This is a genomic window from Pontibacter indicus (genome assembly GCF_900156345.1).
Lineage (GTDB): Bacteria > Bacteroidota > Bacteroidia > Cytophagales > Hymenobacteraceae > Pontibacter > Pontibacter indicus.
On the sequence record NZ_FTPP01000001.1, the window covers coordinates 1,989,567 to 2,015,371 of the forward strand.

The window sequence follows — 25,805 nt, forward strand, 5'->3', positions numbered from 1 at the left end:
GCACAAAGCCGCAAATAGCAAGAGCTTACAGGAAGTAAAGCGTATGAGAGTAGCGATAATTGGAGCGGGAATTTCAGGCTTGTCACTGGCCTATTACCTGCAGCGGCAAGGCATAGCCTACGACTTGTTTGAGGCTGGAAGCGAGGTGGGCGGCAACATGCGGACGCTGCAGAAAAATGGCTATACCTTCGAGCTGGGTCCCAACACCCTGCAAATGAACGAAGACCTCCTGCAGCTCATCACCGAACTCAAGCTGGAGACCGAACTGCTGCCCCTGACGCCGCGCAATAACAAAAGGTATGTGCTGCACGATGGCCAATTGCATGCCGTCCCGTCCTGCCCAAAGTCGTTTCTATCCAATGGCCTTTTCTCGAAGGAAGACAAATACCGCATCCTGCAAGAAAGGAAGCAGCCGCCTGCCGAGGTGGAGAACGAAACCGTATCAGATTTTTTTGAGCGCCGCTTCGGCGTAAAGCAGATGGACTTCCTGGCCGCCCCTTTGATCAGCGGCCTTTACGGCGGCGATCCCCGGCAGCTGCTCGTCAACAAGGCGCACCCGGAGCTGAAAGAGCTCGAAGCAGCGTATGGTTCAGTATTGGAAGGTATGGTACAGAGAAAAAAGCGGGGTGTGTTTCAGCGTGCCTTCTCTTTCCGCAACGGCATGTCCACGCTGCCCCAGGCCATTGCCGACAAGCTGATCTCACTGCACCTGGACCACAAAGTAGAGTACATCTCCCGCATCAGGGGCAAGTACATTATCAGCTGCAACACCAACGGTGACCACGACAATGAAGAGTACGACAAACTGGTGCTTGCCCTGCCTGCCCATCAGGCTGCCGAACTGATCGAGTTCACCTACCCTGGCCTATCGGCCGCGCTGCAGAACATCAAGTATCCGCCCATGGCCGTAGTGCATACGGTGTACAACCGCGCCGAAGTAGGGCACCCGCTGCAGGGCTTTGGGGCGCTGCACCCCTGGGAAGAGCAGTCCTATACCTCAGGTTCTATCTGGACGAGCTCCCTGTTTGAGAACCGCTGCCGTCCGCACGAGGTGCTGCTTACCTCCTATATCAGCGGAGACCGCCTGAACGGGCAAGCCCCGCTCGACGAAGCTGCCCTGCTCCGGCAGGTGCACCAGGAGCTCAGCGAAACATACCAGATCAAGGCGCTGGCGCCCGTGTACCAGCACCTGCACTTGTGGTGCAACGCCATGCCCCAATTCGACCTTTACATTGAAGATGCCCATCAAATGGCTGAGGTGCTCGAAGATGACGGACTGTTTATAGCCGCCAATTGGTATGCCGGCGTTTCGGTACCCGCCTGCGTGCGCGAGGCTAAAACCATTGCCGCTAAAATTAATACCGACACCGTTTCCCGCTCAATAGCCGAATAGCTATATTTGCGGTATGAATGACTCGCTGGTGATCATACCCACCTACAACGAAAAGGAGAATATTGAGGCTATTGTCAGGAAGGTGATGTCACTCCCCCATCCGTTTGACCTGTTGATCGTGGACGACAGCTCCCCGGATGGCACCGCCGATATAGTGCGCACTTTGCAGCATGAGTTTCCGGAGAAGCTTCACCTGGAGTCGCGCACCGGCAAGTTGGGTTTGGGCACGGCCTACATTCACGGCTTTAAGTATGCGTTGCGCCAGGGTTACGAGTACATTTTTGAGATGGACGCCGACTTCTCGCACAACCCCGATGATTTGGTTCGCCTTTACCAGGCCTGCGCCGAAGAAGGGTACGACATGTCGATCGGCAGCCGCTATGTGCAGGGCGTGAACGTGGTGAACTGGCCTATGAGCCGGGTGCTGATGTCGTGGTTTGCCAGCCTGTACGTGCGCCTCATCACCGGCATGCCCATTGCCGACACCACCGCTGGTTTTGTGTGTTACCGTCGCAGGGTGCTCAAAACCATCCAGCTCAACAAGATCCGCTTCGTGGGCTACGCTTTCCAGATCGAGATGAAGTTCCTTACCTTCAAGTATGGTTTCAAGATAAAGGAGGTGCCGATCATTTTCACCGACCGCACCAAAGGCCAATCCAAGATGTCGAAGGGCATCTTTAAGGAAGCTGTGCTGGGTGTGATCCGCATGAAAGTGAACAGCTTTTTCCGCCACTTTGACCGCTACTAGCTCCTGGCTATACCTGGCTAGCTCCCTCTTTTTTTGAAATATATTCTCGCCGCAACTCAATATATCCCGCGCCAAATAAATAACTTTACGAATTAGGTATAGCTCCTACCCAAGGAGCCGGTCTAAACTCGTCAAGTTTTTTTAACCTATGAACGACATATTTTTCTGGGTCATCTTCAACGCGTTCATCCTGCTGCTGCTGGGCTTAGACCTGTTTGTGTTTCACCGCAAGGAACATGTGGTCAAGATAAAGGAGGCCCTGCTCTGGAGCGGTTTCTGGATCATGCTCGCGCTTCTGTTCAATGTGGGCATTTACTACTGGAAGGGCTCCGGTCCCGCCATGGAGTTCCTGACGGCCTACCTGATCGAGAAGTCCCTGAGCGTTGACAACCTGTTTGTCTTCATTCTGATATTCAGCTTTTTCAAGGTGCCGCAGCAGTACCAGCACAAAATTCTGTTCTGGGGTATCATCGGCGCTCTGGTGCTGCGGGGTATCTTTATCCTGGTGGGTGTGGCGCTTATTGCCAAGTTCCATTTCATCATCTACATTCTCGGGGCCTTCCTGGTATACACGGGTATCAAAATGGCCTTCACCAAAAGTGACGATGAGCTGCACCCGGAGCAAAATCCGCTGATTGTGTGGGCCAGCCAGAAGCTGCGCTTCACAAAAACGGCCGTGGGAGGCAAGTTCTTCACCCGCATAGACGGCAAGCTTCACGCTACGCCGCTCTTTCTGGTGCTCATCATGGTAGAGAGCACCGACGTGGTGTTTGCGGCCGATTCTATACCTGCCATTCTGGCTATTTCGAAAGACCCATTCATCGTCTATACCTCCAACGTGTTTGCCCTGCTCGGTCTGCGGGCGCTATACTTTGCCTTGGCCGGCATCATGCAGCTGTTCCATTACCTGCACTATGGCCTGTCGCTGATCCTCGTTTTCATCGGGGCCAAGCTGTTGCTGAGCGATATTTATCATATGGATATGCGTTATGCCCTGCTGGTGGTGGCCGGTATACTGACAGTGTCCATTGTGGCTTCGCTCCTCTTCCCGAAAAAGGAGAACGAATTGCCGCCACCGCCTGACACGAACATGTCTTAAGGTAGATTTTTTAAGATTTTTAGAAAAATAAATACACTATATTTGCTTTTGTGAGTTAAAACACTTTCAATTGCAGAATAATTGAGAAGAAATGATTTTTGCTAACGCCTATATTTTTACAAATTCTAAGCTGGTGCCTCAGACGGGGCTCCCTGGTAGAACTTTGTGCGTTAGGTAAAACATCTACATACACAGGTACCACAGGAGCCCCGCCACAAGCGGGGCTTTTTTGTTTTAAGGCATATTCTAAATTTCATAAATCCATGAGTACAGCAGCACAAAGCAGCAAGAAGTTAGCAGGACGGCAAAGCCAGTTGGTAGGCAACAAGCGACCAATGGTTATTGCTGGTCCGTGCAGCGCTGAGAGTGAAGCGCAAATGTTGCAAACCGCCCTTGGCCTGAAGAAGGTGAAAGGCGTGTCGGTGTTCAGAGCGGGCATCTGGAAGCCACGCACCCGTCCGGGAAGCTTTCAGGGAGTAGGTAATGTTGGGCTGGAGTGGTTACGCACTGTGAAACAGGAAACAGGCCTGCACACCGCCTGCGAAGTAGCCAATGCCACACAGGCCGAACAGGCCCTGAAGCAGGATGTGGATATTCTGCTAATTGGCGCCCACACGACTGTAAACCCTTTCCTGGTGCAGGAAATAGCCGACGCCTTGAGAGGCGTGCAAGTGGCTGTGCTTGTGAAGAACCCTGTAAACCCCGACCTGGCTTTGTGGCTGGGAGCCCTGGAGCGCTTGCACAATAGTGGCATTACGGATCTTGGTGCCATGCACCGTGGTTTCTCTACCCTGGACAGCGCCCCTTACCGCAATCACCCCAAGTGGGAGCACGCCCTGGAACTGCGGCAGCAGTTGCCCGACCTGGCCATGTACTGCGATGCCAGCCACATTGCGGGCCGCCGCAGTTTGCTGCGCCCGGTAAGCCAGCGCGCCCTCGACCTGGGCTACGATGGCCTGATGGTAGAGTCGCACCATAACCCGGCCGCTGCTCTGAGCGATGCCCAACAACAGATCATGCCGCAGGAATTGCACATGCTCCTGCAGGCTTTGAAGCAGCAGCACACACCGGCCGAAAAGCTAAAGCAGAATGCCCAGGTGGAAAAACTGCGTAAGGAGATCGAGAATCTGGATGACGAGTTGCTGACTTTACTGTCGCGCCGCACCAAGGTGACAGCACAGCTTGGTGACTACAGCAAGCCGGTTGAAAGGGGCTCTGAGACGCCTGACCTGGTGCGCTGGGATCTGGTATTGGAAAACCTCTTGCACCAAGCCAGCAGCGCAGGTATAGACCAGGCTTTTGTGAAGACTATCTTCCAAGAAGTTCGTTCCCAATACGCCCGAACCCACCTTTACAACTATGGTCTGAGTTCGTAGTTTATTTTTGAGCATAACAGCACAGCCTGACAGCTTCTTTTCGAGAGCTGTCAGGCTGTTTTTTTTGTGCAATTGCAGGTCTGCCGCTGCTTTACTTCCATTAATTCTGTCTATAAATAATACTTCAACGCCCATGGGAACCGCGATTTTTCAATCCTATTTACGCAGACCTGGATATGATTATATAAATTTTATATTAAAATATTTTTACTTAAATATTTGAATAATAAAATTTAATGAAACAATTTTACCATAACAGAAGTTAAAGCAGAAAGATTAAAATATATCTATATCCAACTACTCACCCTTTATAAAAAATCAAAATGAAGAAACTGTACATTTTCACCACAGCGCTACTCATGTTAGCCGGTACTTTCACAAGCTGTACAAAAGATCTTGATGATGTGGGCCTGAATGCCTCGTCTATTGATGCGGCTAAAGTTAAAGCGCAGGCAGGTAATGGGACACCTAACAACAATGCTGGAGGACAGGGTAACCAAAAAGCGACTCCAACCCTTTCGCTAACTTTTTCTGAATCACCTGTTGTAGTTGGTACTCCAGTAACTATTACAGTTACAGTGGGCGCTCCTGCCGGAGGTGGATCACTTCCGACACAAGGCACAATGAACCTGCAAAGAGCCAAGCTAGGTGAAAATGGTCCTTACACTGACGCCGCCAGTGCTACGTACTGGGAAGATGTGGTAACAACTCAGATTCAAAAAACTGGTTTAAGTTTCAATCATACTTATACTCCTGATGCGGTAGGCACATTTGGCTGGCGCGTAAGATACACAGGAGGCGGCTCAGCATTTGAAGGCACAGAAACCGCTGCAGATATAGTAGTGGTAGCACGATGCGCAAATACAGAGCTTACAGGCCAATTAATAAATACAGTTGTTAACACTGATTACACTTTATACACTGTAAGATACTCGTTCAATGCATGTATTAACATTAAAGGAGCTAAAATCCAGGGAGGCTTGACAGCATTTACTGAGTTTGTTTCAGCTACTGATAAAAATGGCAATACAGCTGAAATAAGAAAAACTGCGAAAGGAAATAACGAAAGCAATAGCAATATTTCATGGCAGTTAGGCGATATAGCTTCCAATTACAGCAATTCTTTCACCATTACCTTCAAGAACTTTAAAAAGAACCAGGAAGGCGAAATTACAGGTGACTGGTCTGTTGAAGGCACAAATGATGCTGGAGAAAAAGTTGAATTTCTAGCTGCCCCAATATCTGTAAACTAATTATCAACTGCTTCTAATCACAACAGGCTGCCCCAAAGGCAGCCTGTTTGCTTTTCCCCTGGCGGCCATACCTGCCGTCTGTCGTAATTTTCTGCATTCCGATGGCACGATTAAGGTTACTCGGCTGTTAAGTGCTAAATTGCAGCAGAACAAAAGCATTACAATATGAGAACCCCTATTTCAAGACTTCGCACCATTGGTATTTATGAAGGTGTATCTTACCTGCTACTTTTGGGCATCGCCATGCCGCTGAAGTACATGGCCGGTATACCTGAGGCCGTGAAGTACACAGGCTGGGCACACGGAGTGCTGTTTGTGCTGTACATGATGTCGGTGCTGGAAGTAACCCTGACGCATAACTGGTCTATCAAGAAAGTAGCGGCTGCCGTGGTTGCATCGCTCCTGCCGTTCGGACCGTTCATACTGGATAAGAAATTACTGAAAGAAGAGGAAATCAAGAAAGAAAAGCCTGTCAAGCAGGTTGCATAGCAATAACCCTCAACTATTTAGCCAAAAAGAAACTAAAAGGGCTGTCCGCATGGGGCAGCCCTTTTTTTATTTGGATCTACTCGCCTTTCACCGACAGGCCATACCTGCGGGCGATGGACTGCGCGATCACGCTGGAGGCCAGGAGCTGCAGGGCGTGGTAGATCATGATCGGCAGCAGCATGATGCCTACCATGTTGGCATCAGGGAAAAGCACCTTGGCCATAACCGTACCGTGCACCAGCGACTTCTTGGAGCCACAGAAAATAGCCGTGATACGGTCAGCCGGACTGAAGTTCATCATCTGACTGATGACATGAACAATGCCGTACACCAACAAGAACAGGCCAATCATAGCCAACCCGAGTAACAGCAGGTTGCCAACACTATAGCCACTGAACATATCGCGGGCAAAAGATTCGCAGAAAGAGGTATATACGATGAGCAAGATGATGATTTGATCGGACAGGCGCAGTTGCTTGCGGTTGCGCTCTGCAAAAGCTCCCCAATACCGGTGCAGCACAATGCCCAGCGCAACCGGCAGCAGCACCTGCAGCACCAGCTTGCCCATCACCTGCCCCATGTCGAAGTCACCGGAGCCGGCCGTCAGGTATAGCCCCATCCACAGCGGTGTGATAAACACGCCTACCAAACTCGAAATACTGGCATTGAAGATAGCCGCCGGAATATTGCCCCCCGCTATCGACACCATTACCACCGAAGAAGAAACCGTAGACGGCAAAGCCGCCAAGTAGAAAGCCCCGAGCCAGAGCAGTTCATATTGAGTGCCTTCAAAAAACCCGTGCAGGGGCATAATGAGCAGTGGGAAAAGCAAAAAGGTTGAGGCCTGCACCACCAGGTGGAGTCGCCAGCTGCCAAGGCCAGCCCGAAGCTTTTCTGGGCTCAGGCGAAGTCCGTAAAAGAAGAAGATCAGTGAGACACCTATACCTGCCACATCACTGAGTGAGACAGGTTCGCGATCTATACCGCCTTCCGGCCAGAGCCAGGCCAGCACGATCATGCCGATCAGCGCCAGCAGAAACCAGTCGAAGCTGGCACGCACAAGTAGCTCCTGCACGCTTCGCAGCCCAAAACGAGGCTTGTTCTCTTGGTGATTAGGATCTTCAGGCAAGGGTATCTGGGGTGTACTCACAGGTATGTTTAATTTGTTGAGAAAGATGGCCGATGTTACCGGCTCAAAACAAAACAACGGCCGGCGCAATTACAAGCACCGGCCGTTGTTTCAGGTATAGCGCAGGCCTAAAAGCCCAGCATATCGATTGTTTCCAGTTCAAATTCCGTTGTGTCCTCGTACTCTGCGTCCGGCGCCGTCACGATCAGGTCGCGGGCACGTCCGTAAAGCCGCACGTTCGGCTGCAGGTTTTCGTACTCCGCCTGCGAGATCAGCCCGCGCCGCGCCATAATGCCCCCGATCAGGCGGTAGTAGCCGGACTTCCAGCTACGGAGGTTGCCGTAGCTGTCAAAAGAGGAACGGTAGCGCTTTGGGCTCGGGATGATGCTGGTCAGGAAAATGGACTCGGCCAGGTTGAGTTCGGAAGGCTGCTTGCCAAAATAAAAACGCGAGGCATCCTTGGCACCGTATACATCCGGCCCCCACTCAATGATGTTGAGGTAAATCTCGAACATCCTGTTCTTCGAAATGATCCGCTCATTCTCAATCAGCCACACAATGATGGCCTCCTCTACCTTGCGAGACACAGTTTTCTTGCGTGTCAGGAACACGTTCTTGACCAGTTGCATGGAGATAGTACTGCCGCCGCGCACAAACTCGCGCTTCTTGATGTTTGTAGCAATGGCCTGGCGGAAAGCCTCTTCATGAAACCCTTTGTGACTGTAGAATCCTGCGTCCTCTGCCGTGAGTACAGCGTTGCGCAGGTAGGGCGAAATCTGGTTGAGCGGTGCGTAGAAGGGGTTGGCCGGACCAACCATGAACGTACGAATTGGCTTGCCGTACTCGTACATGGTGTGCATAAAGGGTCCCTTCAGTTTGTCGAGGTTCGCCTTCCCCCACTTCACCACCTTGAAGTCTTCTGAGGCATCCAGGTCTGAGTCAAATACCACCCGCTCCACACTGTCGAGGTCCACGTGGAATTTCATTTTATACTGCAATTTTCCTTCTGCCTGTATACCTTCCAGCGTTTCGAAAAGTCCGGTTGGCAGCGACTCGAAAAAGTCGTTGGCAGGCAACTCTTCGGTGCGCACTTTCAGGTCGATGACCTTGGAATTGGCATTGCTATAGGAAGCGTATACGTTGGCGCGGGCCCTGTTCACCCGCACCTCTGTCAGGCTATCCACCACAAACAGGTTCTGACCAAGCGAAACCACATAGTTAACGGCACCCTCGCGCAGGAAGATCGGCTCGTCGGCCAGCTTCTCGTGGTTCACGGTCAGGTTATTCACCATGGCAGTGCCTTTAACAGTGAGCTTGTCACGCCGGAAGCGCTTATCGGTCATGCCCAGGTGCAGGGTGTCGAAGGCCACCGTTCCGCTGAATTTCTCCTGGATATAAGGCAGCCGGATGCCCAGCGTGTCGGAGGTATAAAGGCTGGCTTTGATGTTGTAATCGCGCGGGTTGATCGTCCCCTTCACAAACATGTTGTTCGTAAGCGAATCGGTGCGAATGGAAACCTCCGAGGCTATCTTGCCATCCTCGATCGTTAGGAAAGGCATCTTGATGTCGATCTTGCGATTGGGAGAGGTATAGGAGACGTTCAGGTTGTTGAAATCCACTTGGTCGGGTACGTTATCGAAAGCCGTTTCGAGCACGCGGTTGAGGAGTGCGCCGTAATTGCGCCCACCCTTGGCAGTGGTGTCAACTGGCTGCGCGCTGCCATTTTTAAACAGGAACGAGAAGTTGTTGCGGTCCCCGTCCTTGATAGCCGTCAGGTAGCCGTTGGAAACATTGAGCCCGCGGAGCACGATGCGCCCTTTAAAAAGGGAGCGAAAACCCACCGAGGCGTGCACGCTGTCTGTTTTAAAGAGCTGTGGCTGCCCGTGCGGCACAAGGCTTATGTCGCTCAGCACGACCGAAGTAAGTCCGTTAAACTTAGCGCTCCCGATCGTTAAATCTACTGGGTAGCGGCTCTCCACCTTCTCCACCACACGATTCACGGTATAGCTCAGCAGGCTACTTCTAAATGCAAACAGGGAAATCAGGAGGATCAGGAAAAGGCCCACGACAACGCCGGCCCCAATCAGTATGCTTTGTTTCAATCGCTGGTTCAAAATATCAGGATGCGAATTACGCTAATTAGATTAAGTTTTAAAATATAGTACCACTATAATATAGTACTTCATCACGCATACGTAACAGCGTGTGGTTTGTGTTATCTAACCCGCATACGACCATAGCCGGATTTGGATGTACGGAGGTGGGCTTAACAGCACTCCATCTTACAAAAACAGGGCCAATCATTTCATTTGCAGCACCTTACAGCAAATTGTTAGTAAAAGAGACAATCGTGCTCTTTTTGCAGAAAGCCGGGTATTTTTGCGCTGTTTTAAGCTTAGTGACTGCTAAATAGCTCCTGCGCGATTTGGCGCACGATGGCTTTAAGCTTATCTTTGAACAACGAAACATTCTCTTTGCATGAACCTGACATCACTCACGGCCATATCTCCGGTGGACGGTCGCTACCGCCGCAACACAACAGAGTTAGCCGCCTACTTTTCTGAATTCGGACTGATCCGCTACCGTGTGCTGGTAGAGGTGGAATATTTTATAGCGCTCTGTGAGCTGCCGCTGCCACAACTGGCCAGTGTAGCCCCTTATCAGTTTCAGGAACTGCGGGCAATTTACGAGCAATTTTCTGAAGCAGACGCGCTGCGCATCAAGGAAACGGAAAAGACCACGAATCATGATGTGAAGGCGGTCGAATATTTCATCAAAGAGAAGTTTGACGCACTTGGCCTAGGCCAGTACAAGGAGTTCATCCACTTTGGCCTCACCTCGCAGGATGTGAACAACACGGCCATACCGCTCTCGCTGCGTGAGGCTGACGACCGTGTGCTGATGCCGCTTTACCAGCAGTTGCACCAAACACTAGTAGAGTTGGCGCACACCTGGAAGGACATCCCGATGCTGGCCCACACTCACGGGCAGCCGGCCTCCCCTACCCGTTTGGGCAAAGAGATCATGGTGTTTGCCGAGCGACTCGAAGCACAGATGGACCAAGTGCGCCAGGTTCCGTTCTCAGCCAAGTTTGGCGGAGCTACCGGTAACTTCAATGCACACCACGTGGCTTACCCGGATGTGAACTGGCCGGAGTTTGGTAACCGCTTTGTGCAGGAGGCACTGGGCCTGCGCCGCAGCCAGTATACTACCCAGATCGAGCACTACGACAACCTGGCCGCCTACTTTGATGGCATCAAGCGCCTCAACACCATCCTGATCGACTTTTCGCGTGATGTGTGGCAGTATGTGTCGATGGGTTATTTCAAGCAGAAGATCAAAGCAGGCGAAGTTGGTTCGTCGGCCATGCCGCACAAGGTAAACCCAATTGATTTTGAGAACGCCGAAGGAAACCTAGGTATAGCCAACGCCGTGCTGGAGCACCTGTCGGCCAAACTGCCCATTTCCCGCCTGCAGCGCGACCTCACTGACTCTACTGTGCTGCGCAACATCGGTGTGCCGCTGGCGCACGTGGTGATCGCTCTGAAGTCGCTGGAGCGCGGCATTGGCAAACTGGAGCTGAACGAGGCGGCGCTGCGCCATCACCTGGAAGAGAACTGGGCTGTTGTGGCAGAAGGTATCCAGACCGTGCTGCGCCGCGAAGGATACCCGCAGCCGTACGAGGCCCTGAAAGACCTGACCCGCAAGAACGAAAAGATTACCGAGCAGACCATCTCCAACTTCATCGACACACTGCAGGTGAGTGATGCCATCAAGGCCGAGCTGAAAAAGATAAGTCCTTATACCTACACCGGTGTGCAAATGCTCTAAGGTATAGCTGACTCCACATAAAAAGCCCCTGCCGGTTGATACCAGCAGGGGCTTTCTTATACCTGTAGGATTTGATTAATGCTTTTGCGCAACCGGTCCGTTTACCTTGATCTGCAGCAGTTGGTAGCCGGTCTCGCCTGTCGCCGTCAGCCCTTGCACCACCACCAGGTAAGTCCCCGGCTGATCGGAGGTATAGAAGCTCACCTGTTCTTCCTTGCCAGGCTCCAGCGTGATGTCCGGGGCCCAGTGCAGCAGGTTTCTGAAATCTGCCAGTCGGCTACTCTTCTGCTCCGGTGTTTCGTAGGTTGGTGCGTAGAACTCGCGCTGCTGCTGAAGTCCTTCGTATGCCTGCATCAGCGCCCTGGAATCCAGCTCAAAGCCCGCCAGATCACCTCCGTAAGTATGATAACTCACCAGACCGTCGTAGGACAATGGGCCATGGAAGAAACGGCTGGCAATCACATCCAGCTGCTTCACCTTCAACGGATCGAAGGCGATGATTTTATTGATGTTAAACACGGGTACACCGTCCAGCAGCACCATCGGATCCTGGCGGAAAATCGATTTGTAAGGCCGATTCATGACCATGAAGTGAAAGTTTCGGCCTCGTGTACGCACCTGAACGGCCTGCACATATTCTCGCATCACTTCCTCCATCACCTTAAAGCGCTTGTAATCATCTAGCAGGTAGCTCTCCGATGGCTGCCCGTAAAATGCCGTGCTGTCTATACCTGGCGTATGGAACCTGTTGCGGTAACCGCCATAGTAAGCATGCTCCACTTGGACCTGCATGTGGCGTTCTGTAATATCTGCCTTTCTCGCCTCTGTTAGCTGAAGCGGAGAGAGCGGCCCCGAGGTATAGCGAGTAGAAAAAGGGCTGAGCAACTCAAAATGATAGGTACTGTCTTTGGTGAAATCGCTTTGCAGCACGAGGTCTTTGTTGCCATAAAAGTCCTTCAATTCAAACAGCAACTTGCCATCGGCATTGCTTTGGGCATTGTAAAAGCGGATGGGACGGCCCGGCGATGCCAGATAGGTCATAATACCCGGAGCGGGCTGTCCGGAGCTTTTATGCGTGACTTTCCCAAAGAGTAGGTGGCCATGGTTTTCCGGCAAATAGGCATGCTTCGGCACGTCCTTCTCCAGCACATTCTCCCACTTAAAACGGCTCCAGCCATTGGTCAGCATCAGGTTGTCCATAGCCTGACGATCTTCCCTACCTGCGTCCGAAAAATAGTAAGCGGGACTCTCGATCGCGCCTTTCAGGTCCGACTCGAGCCAGATGTAGCTGGCAATGTGCCCTTGTGGCTGTAGCTGCAGCGAGTCGAGTTTATACACGGCCATAGACAGGCTGGCCGGCGTTTGGGAAGAGGCCTGCAACTCCACACTCACCTTGTCACGCAGGTTGTACTGCTGTGGCGCCGATACCTGAAGGGCCAGTTCTTTTGTGGGGTATTTGAAGTACAGGCGCTCACTTACGGGCTGCCCCGCTGTGTTGAATACCGTGAAGTGCGTGATGCCGTCTGCCAGCGTCGCTTTGTCCACTCTAAACACATACTTTCCGTTTTGGAGCAATGCTCTTTCTGAGCTGACTACCTGCTGACGGGTATGCCCGAGCAGGTATACGTGTTCGTCCGGTCTGCCTGCTGAGCGCACCGCTAGATGCAGGTGCTGGTCTGTGCTGTCGGCCAGTTGCAAGGTATAGCCGCGCTCGTGTACCTGTGGCAGCGCCTGTTCCATCGTGCTTCCATCCGGCAACTGCAGTTTTGCAGTATAGCGCTTGCCCTGTTCTGGTGTGAAGCTAAAACGGCCCATTCCATACTTATGCGGCGTAAGCGCTGCCACTGCATTTCCCTCTTGGTCCAGCACCTGGCCGGTCAGCGCAGCGCCTTTCCCGTTCTGGCTTTCTGTCACCTTAAAAGCGACACGACCTGCTATACCTGTCACTAAATTTCCGCCTTCCGGAAAAAACTGCAAGGTGTAGCCTTTGGCTTTCGGAGCCTCCTGCTTTGGGAGCTGCTCAAAGGTGTTGATGATGGTAACCTGCTGTTGGAAGTAGAAGGCCGGATCGAAATTCTTCATCCAGCTGGTATAGGCCCGCACGGTATAGCTGCCCGTCTGGAGCGTGCTGGGAAGCTGAAAATAGCCGCTCCCTGCCCCGTCTTTCATCGCTACTTTGGCTTGTAAGGCAGGCTTTTGGTCCGCATCGAGCAGCTCCACATACGTTACTTTGCTCATGTCGAGCGGGCGGTGCAGGCTGCCGTCTACGTTGTATACCTTAAACCACAGCTCGTCGCCGCAGGCGTACACCGGCCTGTCGATGTGCAGGTATAGCTTCTCCTGCAGCGAGGCCTGCCGATGCTTCTGCAGGCTTTTCACGGCCTCATTATCCTGGCTAGCCTGTGCGCTTGCATTTCCTATACCTGCTATACCTATGGCCAGGCAGAGCAGCGTGCGCAGCGCATACTTTCTTCTGCCAGACTGAGGTTGGTTATATCGCGGTTTTTTCATCATTTCGGGCATTTGATTCAGGTATAGCATTATTCCCAAAAAGCTGGTTTCACATTGGTACCCTGCACAGTGCAATCTACACAGGGGCGCGCAGCAGCGGTATAGCCAATTGGGTCCGGTGTACTGCCATATATCGCGTCTACTGGTACCAGACTACCTCCTTCAAACCGCTCGTGCAACATGTTATTCATAACGGTATCAATTTCACAGGTTGGGTAATATAGTCGCCAATCGCGCGGAAGATCACGGCTGTCAACAAATATTCTTTTTGTTTCCATGGTGGTAGCCGATATGTAACCGATAACTTTTTCATCGGGGTTTGAAAGGCTCCGAATATTGCTTGTCAACTGCGAAGGAAGTGGATCGAACAGCGTTCCGATATTTTCCGTGTTCTTTTTAAGCATTTCCAAGTATTCGTATGCCTCACGTGTCAGCGCGTACTGCTTGACCAGTATGCTGTATTTCATACTTACTTTCTCTGAATTGTAAGGTATAGAAAGTAATCTGTAGTTGCTGATCCTGTCCTCGCTCAACTTTACGGACGAACCTATCTCTACCCGGGTAGAGTTTTCTGATTTCCAGCAAACATAGATAGGACTATCATCTGGCAACCGTTGTCGTATCTGCCCATTTTCATATATAAAGACAGAATAAAAAGCAGTCCTAAACTGCCAGGTCTGTTCATATTCCCATTTATAATAGTGAGTTTTATTGTTTAAGTCCTGAGAACTAACGTAGATTTTCACCTCGCCGTCCTCTGCCTTCCAATTGACGTCTTCTATTACAGGACTTGTCTTTACCTCCACAAAATCCGATGCATACTCATTACCGTTTTTGGTGCGGATGTACAGCCTGTATTTCGTGTCTGTACTGAGTTGCAGGTTAGGATGTGTATAGGTGCCATAACCTGTTTCATGCAGACCGTAGCGCTCACCATTCTCCGATTCCACCACCACAGTGGCACTTTCTTCGGCGGGCGGGGCTTCGGTTTCGTTCAGGCTCTGGGATCGGAGCAGCTGTATGGAGGTGCGGCCATTGGCGTTCAGAAAACCATTGACTACCAGAAAGTTGCTGGTCGACTCTTTTACTTCAGGAAAATAGGGTTCGACGCAACCGCTCACAAGCAGCATCACAAGCCAGACAATTGGGTTTTTCCAGTTCCGGATCTTCATGGAGATTAAAACTTAAAATTATAGGTGATGGTAGGGATCGGACTCCCGAAAATGGACATTTTATACCCTCTGATCTGTCCATTCTGTGACTTGAAATAAACAGAGTAAGGATTCTTGCGGCCCGTCAGGTTGTACACGGCCACTGTCCAGGAGCTGTGCGCCAGTTTCGCGATCTTATGGTTGCCCTCAATGTTCAAGGCAAGGTCTACGCGGTAGAAGTCCGGGATGCGGTACTGGTTGCGGTCAGAGTACAGGATGCGGTGCGAGCCACCGTCGTAGTACTTGGCCAGCGGCAGCGTAATCGGGCGGCCTGTGCTGTACGTGAAGTTAAGCGAGGTGCTGAAACGCTGGCTGAAGCGGTAGTTGCTGATCATGGTCAAGTCGTGGGGCTTATCGTAATTGCTCGCATACCACTCCCCTCTGTTGATCACCTCCGAGATGGTTGGGTCGTTGAGGCGAACAAGGGTGCGGGAATAGGTATAGCTTATCCAGCCGTTCATTTTGCCGGTTGCTTTCTTGAGCATTAACTCCACGCCATAAGCCTTGCCTTCCGCATTGGCCACATCTGTTTCGATGTGGTGGTTCATGATAATGTTGGCGCCGCTCCTGTAGTCAAGGAAATCCTGCATCCATTTGTAATAGGCCTCCGCCGAGAACTCGATGGTGTTGGCGCGCAGGTTGCGGTAGTAACCGATGGCTACCTGGTCGCCAACCTGCGGCTTGATGTTGCTGTCGCTCAGCTTCCAAGTATCGGTAGGGGCCATGGTGGCGGTGTTGGAGAGCATGTGCACGTACTGGCGCAGTCTGTTGTAGCTCGCCTTCACGGAGGAGTTATCGGACAGCACGTAGCGGGCCGAGAGCCTGAACTCAGGGCCGTGGTACGTGGCGATGGATTTGCCTTTGCCATAGGAAACCGTGTCCACGATCGTGTATACCGACATCGGTATACCTGGCGCATACTGCAGTACATCGCGCTCACCGAGCGCCGTGAAGAAAGAGTAGCGTAGACCTGCCGATACAGAAAGTTTCTGGTTGATGTCGTAGCGGTCTGAAATATACAAGGCACTCTCCACGGCCTTCTCTTGCTGCAGCTTGTCTGCCGCTATGAGCGACTCGCTGTGGTTGGGCTTCAGGCTGCCTGGGTTCACCTCATACCGGATGGCGCTGGCACCGAAATCCAGGGTATGCCTGGAGTCCGGGAAGTAGTTGAAGTCAACCTGCATACCCGTTTGGCTGATTCCAAAGTCCATAGTAGCAGCGTTTGCAGCGTTTTCCTCGTTCGAGATGTCGTATCCGTAATGGCTGTAGGTGCCCGTCACCACGCTGTAGAGCTTGTTGTGGAAGTTGTGCTTCCACTTGATGCTGGCGTTCTGGTTCTGGAAGCGGTACAGCGTGTCGGCCGCGAGCTTGAAACGGTCCTTGCTAACATAACCGTTCAGGTATACGGTGTTCTTTTCATTTATCTCGTGGCTAATGTGCGTGTTGATGTCATAGAAAGAAGCCTCGCTGTTACTGAAGGACTTGTTCGGAATCTTCTTGAGCAGCCAGTCAGAGTAGGTGGAGCGTCCCCCTACCAGAATGGAGGTTTTGTCTTTGATGATCGGCCCTTCCAGTGTCAGACGGCTTGTCAGCAGTCCGATACCTCCTGTTCCGCTAAACTGCTTTTTGTTGCCTTCCCGTGAGGTTACTTCCAGCACCGACGACAGGCGGCCACCGTAGCGGGCGGGCACGGCGCTCTTGTAAAGCTCCACTGATTTGATCACATCCGGGTTGAAAGCGGAGAAGAAACCAAACAGGTGCGAGGGATTGTAAACGGTAGCATCGTTGAGCAAGATCAGGTTCTGGTCGGTAGAGCCGCCGCGCACGTTCATACCCGTGGTGCCCTCACCCACCGATTTCACGCCCGGCAGCGTCAGCACTACTCTCAGAATGTCCGTCTCGCCAAATGCTGTTGGCACCTGCCGAATCGTGCGGATGTCGAGTCGCTCCATGCCCATCTGCAAACCTGTTACGTTGCGGTCTTTTTCGGCCTCCACCAGTACCTCTTTCAGAGTGCGGATATCTTCTTCCACTTCAATGTCGAGTTTACCGTCGCTGTGCAGAATTACCTGGCGCTTTGTGTTTTTAAGCCCAACCGCGCGGATATTCAGTTCGTGTCGCCCCACTGGGAGGGACAGGGAGTAATAACCATACTGGTCTGATGCGGTGCCGATGGAAGGAGACTCGATGTAAATATGGGCGCCAATGATCGGCTCTCCGGTATTGGCGTCGCGCAGCGTGCCTGCCAGGTTCGCCCGGCCGGTTTTGTTTCCGTTCGGGGTGCCGATCTCATAAAGCTTTATCTCAGATTGAATTCGTTTCTTGGTTTCCTGCTGTTGCGGCAGGTAGGCTGGCGCGGCAAGCTGGCTGCTTCTCCTCGCCTCCTCCTCATCCTTGAAGAAGTTGGAAGGCAGGCTGGTCATGATCGGGTTTTGCCGCGTGATGAAGATTTGGCGCTGCTCCGTGATGGCGAATTTGTATTCTGTGTCCTTCAGAATTTGGGCAAGCACCAGATTGAGCGGCTCTCCTTCTACCTCCAGATCCACCTTGATGCTGTCGGCCACTGCCTGTTCGAAGTAGAACTTGTAAGGCAATCGGGTTTCCAGCCGCTGCGCAAATTCCTGAAAAGTCATGTTACGGAACGAACCGCTGATAAGCGGAGCCTCAGTCCGCTGTTGGGCCACTGCAGGCATTGCCGTTGTTATACAGTACAGCAATACCAGCAAAAATACTCTGTAAAAATGGGTCATATGTAGTGAGAGAGCTTAAACAGATGTTGAGATAGACTGGTGTCGCGTCAGGTTATTGCTGGAGCGAGTCGTAGTGCTCTGCAATTCTCACGATCGCATTTTCCCGGTTCTTGCGGAAGCGGAGCTTGTTGGCGCTGGCAAATTTATTCAGGGGCTTCTTCTGGTCCTGCAGTACCCGCATCACGGAGCGCTTGCTGCTCACCTGGTGGTATACACCGTCTTTCACCAGGAAAAATTTATCGATATCCCTGTACTCTCCCTCCATACCTTCGGTGCTAGCCCGTTCAAAGAGTATCTTTTCACGCTTCATCAGCACCTGCACACTACCGCTGTGGAGCATATCGTAGAAACCTGGCTGAATAGAAACGCTAGTTGTGCTGTCGGCCTGCAACCTGACAAAGTTGTGCCCATGCAGGTTAAAGGCATCCACCCGGCTTTTCACCAGTCGCTGGGCCTGGCCGCTGCCATGGTTTACAATCACGAGTTCGTCCAGCACCAGGTCATAGAGCATCGGCACGTCCTCAAACCAGGTCCCGTCATACTTTACGGCACCATTCTGGTAGATTTTGTCCTGATAGAATTGATGCCCTTTTACATAGGTTTTAACAGGCACAAAGTACTCTGGTCCGTTATAGAGATGTGCGTGCACCCCAACCGCGGTGCGGTACTGCCTGAGAGCGTCCGAAACCGCATTGCTTACGAAACTGGTGTCAGTCTGTGCAAGAATGGTGAAAGGCAGCAGGTTTAGAAAAAGAACGAGAGTGAGGTAAGCGGGGCGTTTACGCATAGTTATCAAATAGCTTCACAGCGAGTTCAGACATTAAATATAAAGTATGTTTGATGTTATGACAAGCGTAAGGGTAAATTAATCCATAAAATATTACAGCCTATTTTTCCAGATATGGACACTGATATTATCAGGAAATATAACGAAAGAGCGATCCAGAATAAATTTTCTGCCAGCAAGCTGGTACCAAGTAGTATTTACTTGTTGGACCAGTCATGGTGCATGCCGTCTTTAGAAATGATTTACCGTGTACTGTTTTTAACAGGTATAGAAATAATAGGCCATAGCGGGCGGTCATCCTGTTTGCACTTGTCCTATTTGCCCTGCGCACGGATTTTTGCCAATCTGGTAGCTGATGGCCCGGTTAAAGCATTCTCACTATACCTTCGCAGCTAGTTCGTATACCGCCTCCACGAAGCGGCTCCAGCTAAACCGCGCCTTATACCTGGCGATGTTTCGGACAAAGGTTTCCGCTTTCGCTGAGGTATAGAAATCAGAAATGGCAGACGCTACTGCTTGGGGATCAGGTTCCACTACATATCCCACCTCTCCGGCCGGCACCAATTCCGCTAAGCCACCCACATTGGTCACCACCATCGGCTTGTCGAAATGGTAGGCAACTTGTGTTACGCCGCTCTGCGTGGCGTGCTTATAAGGCTGCACCACCAAATCTGCTGCGCAGAAATAGTGACGCACTTCGGCATTGGGTATAAAATCTGTTCGGAGCACGAGCCGGTCCTGTAGCCCGTGCTTTTCGATCAGTTCGTAGTAAGGCTTTGCGTCTTCGTAAAACTCACCTGCTATCAGCAGTTTCAGGTCAGGTACAGCCTGCAGCGCAGGCATAGCCATCGCCTCCAGCAACAGGTCGAGTCCTTTGTAGGCCCGGATAAAACCGAAGAAGAGCAGGTACCTCACGTTTGGGTCCAGCCCCAGAGCAGCACAGGCTTCTGCTTTGCTTTCGGCAGGCCCAAAGTTGTCGTAGAGCGGATGCGGCAGGTATAGGTTGGGTTTGTTTGGCTCGAAACGCTGCAGATCCTGCTGCACCGCCCGCGACATGGTCAAAAAACCATGGCAAGCACTTAGGAAGTACTTCGTGAAAGGCACATCGCCCGGCCGCTTTTCGTGTGGCACCACGTTGTCGGTAATGGCTAGGATGCGGCTATACCTGTTGCGCTTCACGATACGGGCAATAGTGCCTAGGGCTGGCCCCATGAAGGGTAGCCAGTACCTGAAAATGACCAGATCCGGTTTTTGATGCCGAATGTAGTTTCCGGCGCGAATCCAGCTGATCGGGTTGATGGAGTTGATCAGCGATTTGATGGTGATGCCCTGTGGCGCGGGCTCATCGGTGAACTGGCTTTTGCCGGGAAACAGAAAGGAAGGATACTGCAGGCTGAACGATACGATTTCTACTTTGTCGCCAGCCTCCTGAAAGGCTACGGCCAGGCGCTCGTTGAACGTAGACATACCCCCACCCCGCAAAGGGTGCGCAGGCCCTACTAGCACGATACGCCTTCCTGCCATTATTTTTTGATCAATCCTGCCCGATCCCGGATCAGGTATTCATTCTTTTTGCTGGACGTCATCGACATCATCTCGGCCAGGAAGCCTGCCAGGAAAAGCTGCACCCCCAGAATAACGGCCACCAGCGACAAATAGAACAAAGGCTGGTCTACCACATCGCGCACACGGCCTTCCGGGTATAGCGTGAACACTTTCTGGATAATTAACCAGAGCGTAATGCCCAGACCAACTACAAAGGAAAGCGTGCCCAATGTGCCAAAAAAGTGCATCGGGCGCTTCTTGAAACGGCTCACAAACGTGATAGACAGCAGGTCGAGGAAGCCGTAGACAAAACGCTCGAGCCCGAACTTGGTGGTGCCGTACTTGCGCTCCTGGTGCTGCACCACTTTCTCGCCGATGCGGGTGAAGCCGTGCCACTTGGCGATAACAGGTATATAGCGGTGCATCTCGCCGTGCACCTCGATGCTCTTTACGAGCAGTTGGCGGTAGGCCTTGAGCCCGCAATTAAAATCGTGCAGCTGGATACCGGACAAGCTCCGGGTTGCCGCATTGAATAACTTGGTTGGAATTGTTTTGCTGATCGGGTCGAAGCGCTTCTGCTTCCAGCCGGACACCAGATCATAGCGCTGGTGCTTGATCATATCGTACAGGGCAGGGATTTCCTCCGGGCTGTCCTGCAGGTCGGCGTCCATGGTGATGACTACTTCGCCCGAGCAGCGCTTGAAGCCTTCGTTGAGAGCGGCAGACTTGCCGTAGTTGCGGTTAAAGCTGATACCTTTGACAGTATTGTCTTCGGCACTCAATTCTGTGATCACATCCCAGGAACGGTCGGTGCTACCGTCGTCTACCAGGATGATCTCGTAAGTGAAACTGTGCGCGTGCATCACACGCTTGATCCAACGGACCAGTTCAGGCAGCGATTCCTCTTCGTTTAAAAGAGGAACCACCACTGATATATCATAAGGGTATTGCATGCTTTTTATTCAAACTCCGGACGATTGTTCTTCATCACGGCGGATACTATAAGCGAAATCAGGAAACCGATTACCAGATAGCCCACGATAGACCACACAATCATCATTACAGGGCTGGACACGGACTCGCCAATGGCGATTGCCTGCTCGATCTGCTCGTCGCTCATACCTTTCTCCTCCAGCTCGATACGCTGCTTGTCCATCATGGTGGCAGTGTAGTTCGGATCAACGAAGGAGGTATAGATATACATAAACACACCGCCCAACACACCGAAAGCGAGTGCTACCAGCGTGCCTATACCCAGGCCCTGGCCATAGGACATATAACCGTGGTTTTGCTTTTTGTATTCCTTCATGGCAATCACCATAAAGGCAATCAGGATAAGATAGCCTAAAGAGCCTATCCAGCCACTTACGTTCACGCCAGCGATTAGCAGGATAGCAGTGAAAACAACAGATGCCAGCGCGCCCATCAGGCCATACTTAAGCGCTACAGAGGATAAAGAAGGTTGGGTTTCAGTCATGTTAGTGTAGGGTTTATGTGAAGATGAATTACTTTCTGAAAAATACAGCAGCTACTATCGAAAATAACGTCCCTACTACCATCCTGCTCAAAAAATCGTGTGTAGCCAACATACTTGGCGATAAATTGTCCAACTCTTTATAAGCCTGCTCAAAGTTTTCCTCGCCTATCAGTTTAATCTGCGCTTCCCGGCTCTGGTCAAGCAGCGCCCTCAGCTCCACCACATGCTGCTGTATGATCTCGGGACCTACCAGGTATAGCATCAGGTATAGCAGCATGGCAGCACTGAGGGCGGTATAAAAAGTAACCGATAGGCTCACGCGCACTCCTTTCCAGAAACCAATTTCGGCATCGTGAAATAATTTGAAGTAACGCAGTCCCATAAAAATAAAGATAGGCAAAGGCAGGTAACTCCAGCGCCCTGCATCCCCCAGTGCGTTATACCCCATCAGGTATAAGGCCAGGATGATGGCAAAAGAAGCTAATCCGCACAGTACGCCGTAGCGCACTCCCACTCTTCCAATCATTTGATCCAGTTTTGTTATTCGCTTATTCGGGTCAGGCCGACTGCTGACAAGAATATAGCTATAAATATATTAAAAAGAATGATTAAGTACTAAATGTCCCTTATTAACAAGGCCTATTACCTTGCCTGTGAGTTCACGCCCCAGGAAAGGAGAGTTTCTGGATTTAGAGCGGGTGCTTTCCGGCGTAGGGGTCCAGGTCAGGTCCGGATGAAACAGGGTCAGACAAGCCTTCTCACCTTCCGCTATTCCACAGGCAGGCAGACGCAGGATCTGGCGGGGAGCATTGGTTAACTTTTCGATCAATTTTTCCAACGGAAGTGCATCGCCCATGCTGTTGTTGGCCACAGCAAAAGCGGTTTCGAGGTTGATGATCCCAAACTCAGCCAGGTCGAACTCAAGCTTCTTGCTCTCCGTGTCCTGCGGCTGGTGCCCGGACACGATCGCGTCAATGGTGCCGTCAGCAAGTCCCTGCAGGATAGCCGCTCTATCCGCTTCGCCTCTGAAAGGAGGAGATACTTTGAAGTTGGTGTCGAAAGGTGCGATGGTGTCGTCGGTGTAGGCAACCTGGTAACTCGCTACATCGCAGGTTACCTGCAGGCCTTTGGCTTTGGCCTGACGAATAGCCTCCACAGCAGCAGTAGTCGATACAAGCGAGAAGTGCAACCGTCCTCCTGTATACGCTAACAGTTGCAAGTCACGCGTTACCATTACTTCCTCGGCTAGCGCAGGTATACCTTTCATGCCGAGTTGGGTGCTCACAATCCCTTCGTGCATCTGCCCGTACTCTGTCAGGCGTGTGTGTTCCGGTCGGTTCATCAGCACGCCGTCAAAGGGCTGCAGGTATTGCAGTGCCTTCACAATTACCTCGGCTCCCTGCACTGGTTTAGCACCATCGCTGAACGCTACGGCACCGGCTCGCTGCAGGTCGATCATCTCGGTCAGTTCCTTGCCCTGCGTATCTACTGTTACAGCACCGGCCGGCAGTAAATTAACCGGAAGGCCTGCTGACTTTGCCTTGATAAAATTGATGGCGCCCTTGGATTGCACGATGGGCTGCACATTCGGCATGCACAGTACATCCGTAAAACCACCCGTTGCGGCAGCGGCGGCCAAAGATTCTATATCCTCTTTGTGTTCCAGCCCCGGCTCCCCTACCTGTGCATACAAATCAACCCAGCCTGCCGACACGCAAAGCCCTTCCATTTCAATGGTCTGGTCGGCCTCGTGATCATCACCTCCAATGGAAGTGATTGTGCCATTCTCAATGAGGATGTTTTGGCGCTGAAGGTGAAAAGGTGACGTGGAATCGTAAATGCGGACTGCTTTGAGAAGAAGTTTCATGTTAGAGGAATCTGATTAGGGCTATTTCTGCCATCAAGAAAATCAGACACAATATTAGGCAATATTTCCAAAGCGTGACGCCAAAAAATCGTTTTTCAAACTCGCTCTTTACCGTAAAGGTGTCGCTGTAGTCGTAAATGTGTACTTGCCGTTGATCTTTGGGCAGAAAGTTTCTCAGCTCTTCCGGGCTATACTGCTCCAGCAACGACTCTTGTTTATCGTAGTTGAATGCGAAGCTGCCCACTGTTTTGTCCTGAAGCTGCAATTGGTAAAAACCAGCCTCTTCCAGGTCTGGCGGCACGTTGAAAACCAGGCGTCCTCCCCTTACTTGCTGCTCCGGTATGAAAGCTGTGCTGTCTTTCACCAACTTGTAAATATTCTCACCGCCTGCCTGCTTTTGAACAGGTATAGTGATCGTCATATTCTGCAATCGATAAGCCAATTGCTGTTCCTGCTTGTAGCTACTAATAGCCAATCGGTACATGACGGGCACGAAGAGCGCATGATTCACCAACTCGTTCTGATCAGGTTGCAACGGCGCGGCCAACAGGTATACCTTTCCCTGTCCTCTATCGAAACGCGACAGGTATGGTGCTCCCCCTCTGTATTTCAGGATGTCTTCCGAAGAACGCGACCATACCAGCTTTCTGACAGACGCAGGCATCTGCATCTTAGGGTCGTAATCAGCAAAAATGGTTTTAAAAAAAGGATTGTCACGGTTTGGAATGGCTAGCGAAGTCTTTGTGCTACTCCCCGCACTGAGGCTGGCAGGTATAGCAAGCGACTGCAGCAAGGCCGTATAGGAATTACCTCGCTCCGTCGCGGGCGGAATGATGGCCAGCGTTCCGCCCGATTGCACAAATGTTTCAAGTGTTGAAACGAGTGCGGTAGGCACCTCTTCTATACCTTGCAATACAATAATGTCAGAGCCATTGAGATGCGCATAGTCGATATTATTGGGTGAGAAGCGTTGCGTTTGGAACAAAGGCTCATTACGGTACAAACGCTGCAGTGGACTCGAGTCATCTCCACTGATTTCTGTAATAGAAAGTCGGCTGGAGGGCTGGAGTACAAAATAATAGAGGTTGTCAAATTCAACCGGATAGTCCTCAACCTCTACCCAAGCCTGCTTACTCCCTTCCCCTCGGATTGTAAAGTTGATCGCTGTTTCTGTAATCTGCTTTGCAGGCAGGTCAATGCTTAGAGCTGCAAGCTGTACATTGTCTACCACCAGTTTTACAGGACAGTCAGGTATAGCTTTCTCCCCTGCGTTATATAACCTGACATAAAGCGTTCCTTCCGTGCCAGGACGGACGAATTCATCAGCAAGGTATACAGAGTCTACGAACACATTAGAAGTGCCCTGCGCCTTTAAAGGCACCAGGTGATAAATACGACTACTGTCAATCTGACTTAACAGTGAAGGCTCGAAGAAGGACTTTTGAAAATCAGAGAAAAGAAATACATGTTCAGCACCAGCCTGGTTGGCGTTCATCACCTGCTGACTTACAAAAGGTCGGGTAGAATGCGACAATTGGTCCAACGTATTTACTGCATCAGCAGAACCAATGGTAGCAGCCATATTGTAGTTTGAATTTGTATTTACGCTGATAGCTGTAGTGGAAGGAAAGATGTCCAGCACACGCTTTGCCTGATCAGCAGCTACTGTCAATAGAGTAAGGTCTTCATCAGCATGCAGGTTCTGCATACTCAAGGAATTGTCGAGGGCGATGGTAACCTGCGAGGAATCAATAGGCTGTACTTTTTCAGAAGCAGGCAGGAAAGGCTGTGCAAAAGCCAGAACGAGAAATACAATAAATAAAATACGAGAGGCAAGGATAAGCAATTCTTTCAGATTCCGCTGACTTGCTGTAAGGTCTTTAGAAACCTGTATGAACTTAACATTACTGAACTCTACACGTTTTGCGCGACGTAATTGTATTAGATGCAACACAATTGGAATAGAGATCGCAGCAAGAGCCCAGAGGAACGAGGGATAGAGAAATGCCATGTCAACAAGTTAGAGAGGATGACTGTAATATACAACGTATAGGTTGAACATTACCATACGCTCCAGCTCGTTGTTGAGGTGAATTCAAGGGAAAACAATTTTACTTCCTACCGAGCTCAATTCTTTGGTCTGTGATTTTCTCCCCGATTACACCCTTTGCTTCCCCCCTTTCATATAGGTATTGGTTTAAAACGGGCACAGCCCCTGACTCTTTTTGAGAATCAGGGGCTGTGGGTTGTTGGGGTTGGCGGCCACCTACTCTCCCGGGTGTGACCCCAGTACCATCGGCGCAGCCGGGCTTAACTTCTCTGTTCGGGATGGGAAGAGG

Annotated in this window: 19 protein-coding genes and 1 rRNA gene; 7 read left to right on the top strand and 13 right to left on the bottom strand. The window is 51.3% G+C overall.

What is annotated here, in order from left to right:
- Positions 1 to 43: 43 nt before the first annotated feature.
- The 6 genes from hemG (at position 44) to B0B12_RS08570 (ending at position 6,358) form a co-directional block, all read left to right on the top strand.
- Positions 44 to 1,393: a protoporphyrinogen oxidase gene (gene hemG, locus B0B12_RS08545; protein WP_076667842.1), complete on the top strand. Its 1,350-nt coding sequence runs from the start codon at positions 44 to 46 to the stop codon at positions 1,391 to 1,393.
- 13 nt (positions 1,394 to 1,406) lie between these two features.
- Positions 1,407 to 2,141 carry a polyprenol monophosphomannose synthase gene (locus tag B0B12_RS08550; protein WP_076667475.1) on the top strand — a complete coding sequence of 245 codons (735 nt, stop codon included), beginning with the start codon at positions 1,407 to 1,409 and terminating at the stop codon, positions 2,139 to 2,141.
- 148 nt (positions 2,142 to 2,289) lie between these two features.
- Complete coding sequence (locus B0B12_RS08555; RefSeq protein WP_076667478.1) at positions 2,290 to 3,240, top strand: TerC family protein; 951 nt, start codon at positions 2,290 to 2,292, stop codon at positions 3,238 to 3,240.
- A gap of 263 nt (positions 3,241 to 3,503) precedes the next feature.
- On the top strand, positions 3,504 to 4,616 hold the full coding sequence (locus tag B0B12_RS08560) for a bifunctional 3-deoxy-7-phosphoheptulonate synthase/chorismate mutase type II (protein ID WP_076667481.1): 1,113 nt from the start codon (positions 3,504 to 3,506) through the stop codon (positions 4,614 to 4,616).
- Positions 4,617 to 4,939: 323 nt separating this feature from the next.
- A complete protein-coding gene (locus B0B12_RS08565) occupies positions 4,940 to 5,869 on the top strand; it encodes a hypothetical protein (protein WP_076667484.1) in 930 nt (309 codons plus the stop codon).
- A 165-nt stretch (positions 5,870 to 6,034) separates the two neighbouring features.
- On the top strand, positions 6,035 to 6,358 hold the full coding sequence (locus B0B12_RS08570; RefSeq protein WP_076667486.1) for a DUF3817 domain-containing protein: 324 nt from the start codon (positions 6,035 to 6,037) through the stop codon (positions 6,356 to 6,358).
- A gap of 76 nt (positions 6,359 to 6,434) precedes the next feature.
- Here B0B12_RS08570 and B0B12_RS08575 read toward each other — a convergent pair whose 3' ends face one another.
- Together B0B12_RS08575 and B0B12_RS08580 are read right to left on the bottom strand one after the other, a co-directional pair.
- Positions 6,435 to 7,442: a bile acid:sodium symporter family protein gene (locus B0B12_RS08575; RefSeq protein WP_076667844.1), complete on the bottom strand. Its 1,008-nt coding sequence runs from the start codon at positions 7,440 to 7,442 to the stop codon at positions 6,435 to 6,437.
- Positions 7,443 to 7,615: 173 nt separating this feature from the next.
- Positions 7,616 to 9,589, bottom strand: a complete 1,974-nt coding sequence (locus tag B0B12_RS08580; protein WP_083704162.1) for a biosynthetic peptidoglycan transglycosylase — start codon at positions 9,587 to 9,589, stop codon at positions 7,616 to 7,618.
- 376 nt (positions 9,590 to 9,965) lie between these two features.
- Between B0B12_RS08580 and purB the strand changes: the two genes are divergently transcribed.
- Positions 9,966 to 11,318 carry an adenylosuccinate lyase gene (purB, locus tag B0B12_RS08585; RefSeq protein ID WP_076667488.1) on the top strand — a complete coding sequence of 451 codons (1,353 nt, stop codon included), beginning with the start codon at positions 9,966 to 9,968 and terminating at the stop codon, positions 11,316 to 11,318.
- Positions 11,319 to 11,393: 75 nt separating this feature from the next.
- On the opposite strand, the gene B0B12_RS08590 is transcribed toward purB, so the two are convergent.
- The 11 genes from B0B12_RS08590 to rrf form a co-directional block, all read right to left on the bottom strand.
- Positions 11,394 to 13,829, bottom strand: a complete 2,436-nt coding sequence (locus B0B12_RS08590; RefSeq protein WP_076667849.1) for a hypothetical protein — start codon at positions 13,827 to 13,829, stop codon at positions 11,394 to 11,396.
- A 29-nt stretch (positions 13,830 to 13,858) separates the two neighbouring features.
- Entirely contained in the window at positions 13,859 to 15,001 is a 1,143-nt protein-coding gene (locus B0B12_RS08595) for a DUF4249 domain-containing protein (RefSeq protein WP_083704114.1), read from the bottom strand.
- 5 nt (positions 15,002 to 15,006) lie between these two features.
- On the bottom strand, positions 15,007 to 17,733 hold the full coding sequence (locus tag B0B12_RS08600; RefSeq protein ID WP_244554644.1) for a TonB-dependent receptor: 2,727 nt from the start codon (positions 17,731 to 17,733) through the stop codon (positions 15,007 to 15,009).
- 109 nt (positions 17,734 to 17,842) lie between these two features.
- Positions 17,843 to 18,577, bottom strand: coding sequence for a hypothetical protein (locus tag B0B12_RS08605; protein ID WP_076667493.1), 735 nt, complete (start codon positions 18,575 to 18,577; stop codon positions 17,843 to 17,845).
- Between the two features lie 378 nt (positions 18,578 to 18,955).
- Positions 18,956 to 20,044 (bottom strand): glycosyltransferase, encoded by a 1,089-nt coding sequence (locus B0B12_RS08610; RefSeq protein ID WP_244554645.1) that lies wholly within the window; start codon positions 20,042 to 20,044, stop codon positions 18,956 to 18,958.
- Positions 20,045 to 20,100: 56 nt separating this feature from the next.
- Positions 20,101 to 21,075 carry a glycosyltransferase family 2 protein gene (locus B0B12_RS08615; protein ID WP_076667498.1) on the bottom strand — a complete coding sequence of 325 codons (975 nt, stop codon included), beginning with the start codon at positions 21,073 to 21,075 and terminating at the stop codon, positions 20,101 to 20,103.
- Between the two features lie 5 nt (positions 21,076 to 21,080).
- On the bottom strand, positions 21,081 to 21,599 hold the full coding sequence (locus B0B12_RS08620; protein WP_076667501.1) for a DUF4199 domain-containing protein: 519 nt from the start codon (positions 21,597 to 21,599) through the stop codon (positions 21,081 to 21,083).
- Positions 21,600 to 21,627: 28 nt separating this feature from the next.
- Positions 21,628 to 22,125: a DUF4199 domain-containing protein gene (locus tag B0B12_RS08625; protein WP_076667504.1), complete on the bottom strand. Its 498-nt coding sequence runs from the start codon at positions 22,123 to 22,125 to the stop codon at positions 21,628 to 21,630.
- 69 nt (positions 22,126 to 22,194) lie between these two features.
- Positions 22,195 to 23,466: a dihydroorotase gene (locus tag B0B12_RS08630; protein ID WP_076667507.1), complete on the bottom strand. Its 1,272-nt coding sequence runs from the start codon at positions 23,464 to 23,466 to the stop codon at positions 22,195 to 22,197.
- Between the two features lies 1 nt (position 23,467).
- Positions 23,468 to 25,477 carry a BatA domain-containing protein gene (locus B0B12_RS08635; RefSeq protein WP_076667510.1) on the bottom strand — a complete coding sequence of 670 codons (2,010 nt, stop codon included), beginning with the start codon at positions 25,475 to 25,477 and terminating at the stop codon, positions 23,468 to 23,470.
- Positions 25,478 to 25,719: 242 nt separating this feature from the next.
- Positions 25,720 to 25,805: ribosomal RNA gene (gene rrf, locus B0B12_RS08640) — 5S ribosomal RNA — on the bottom strand; the annotation flags it as partial.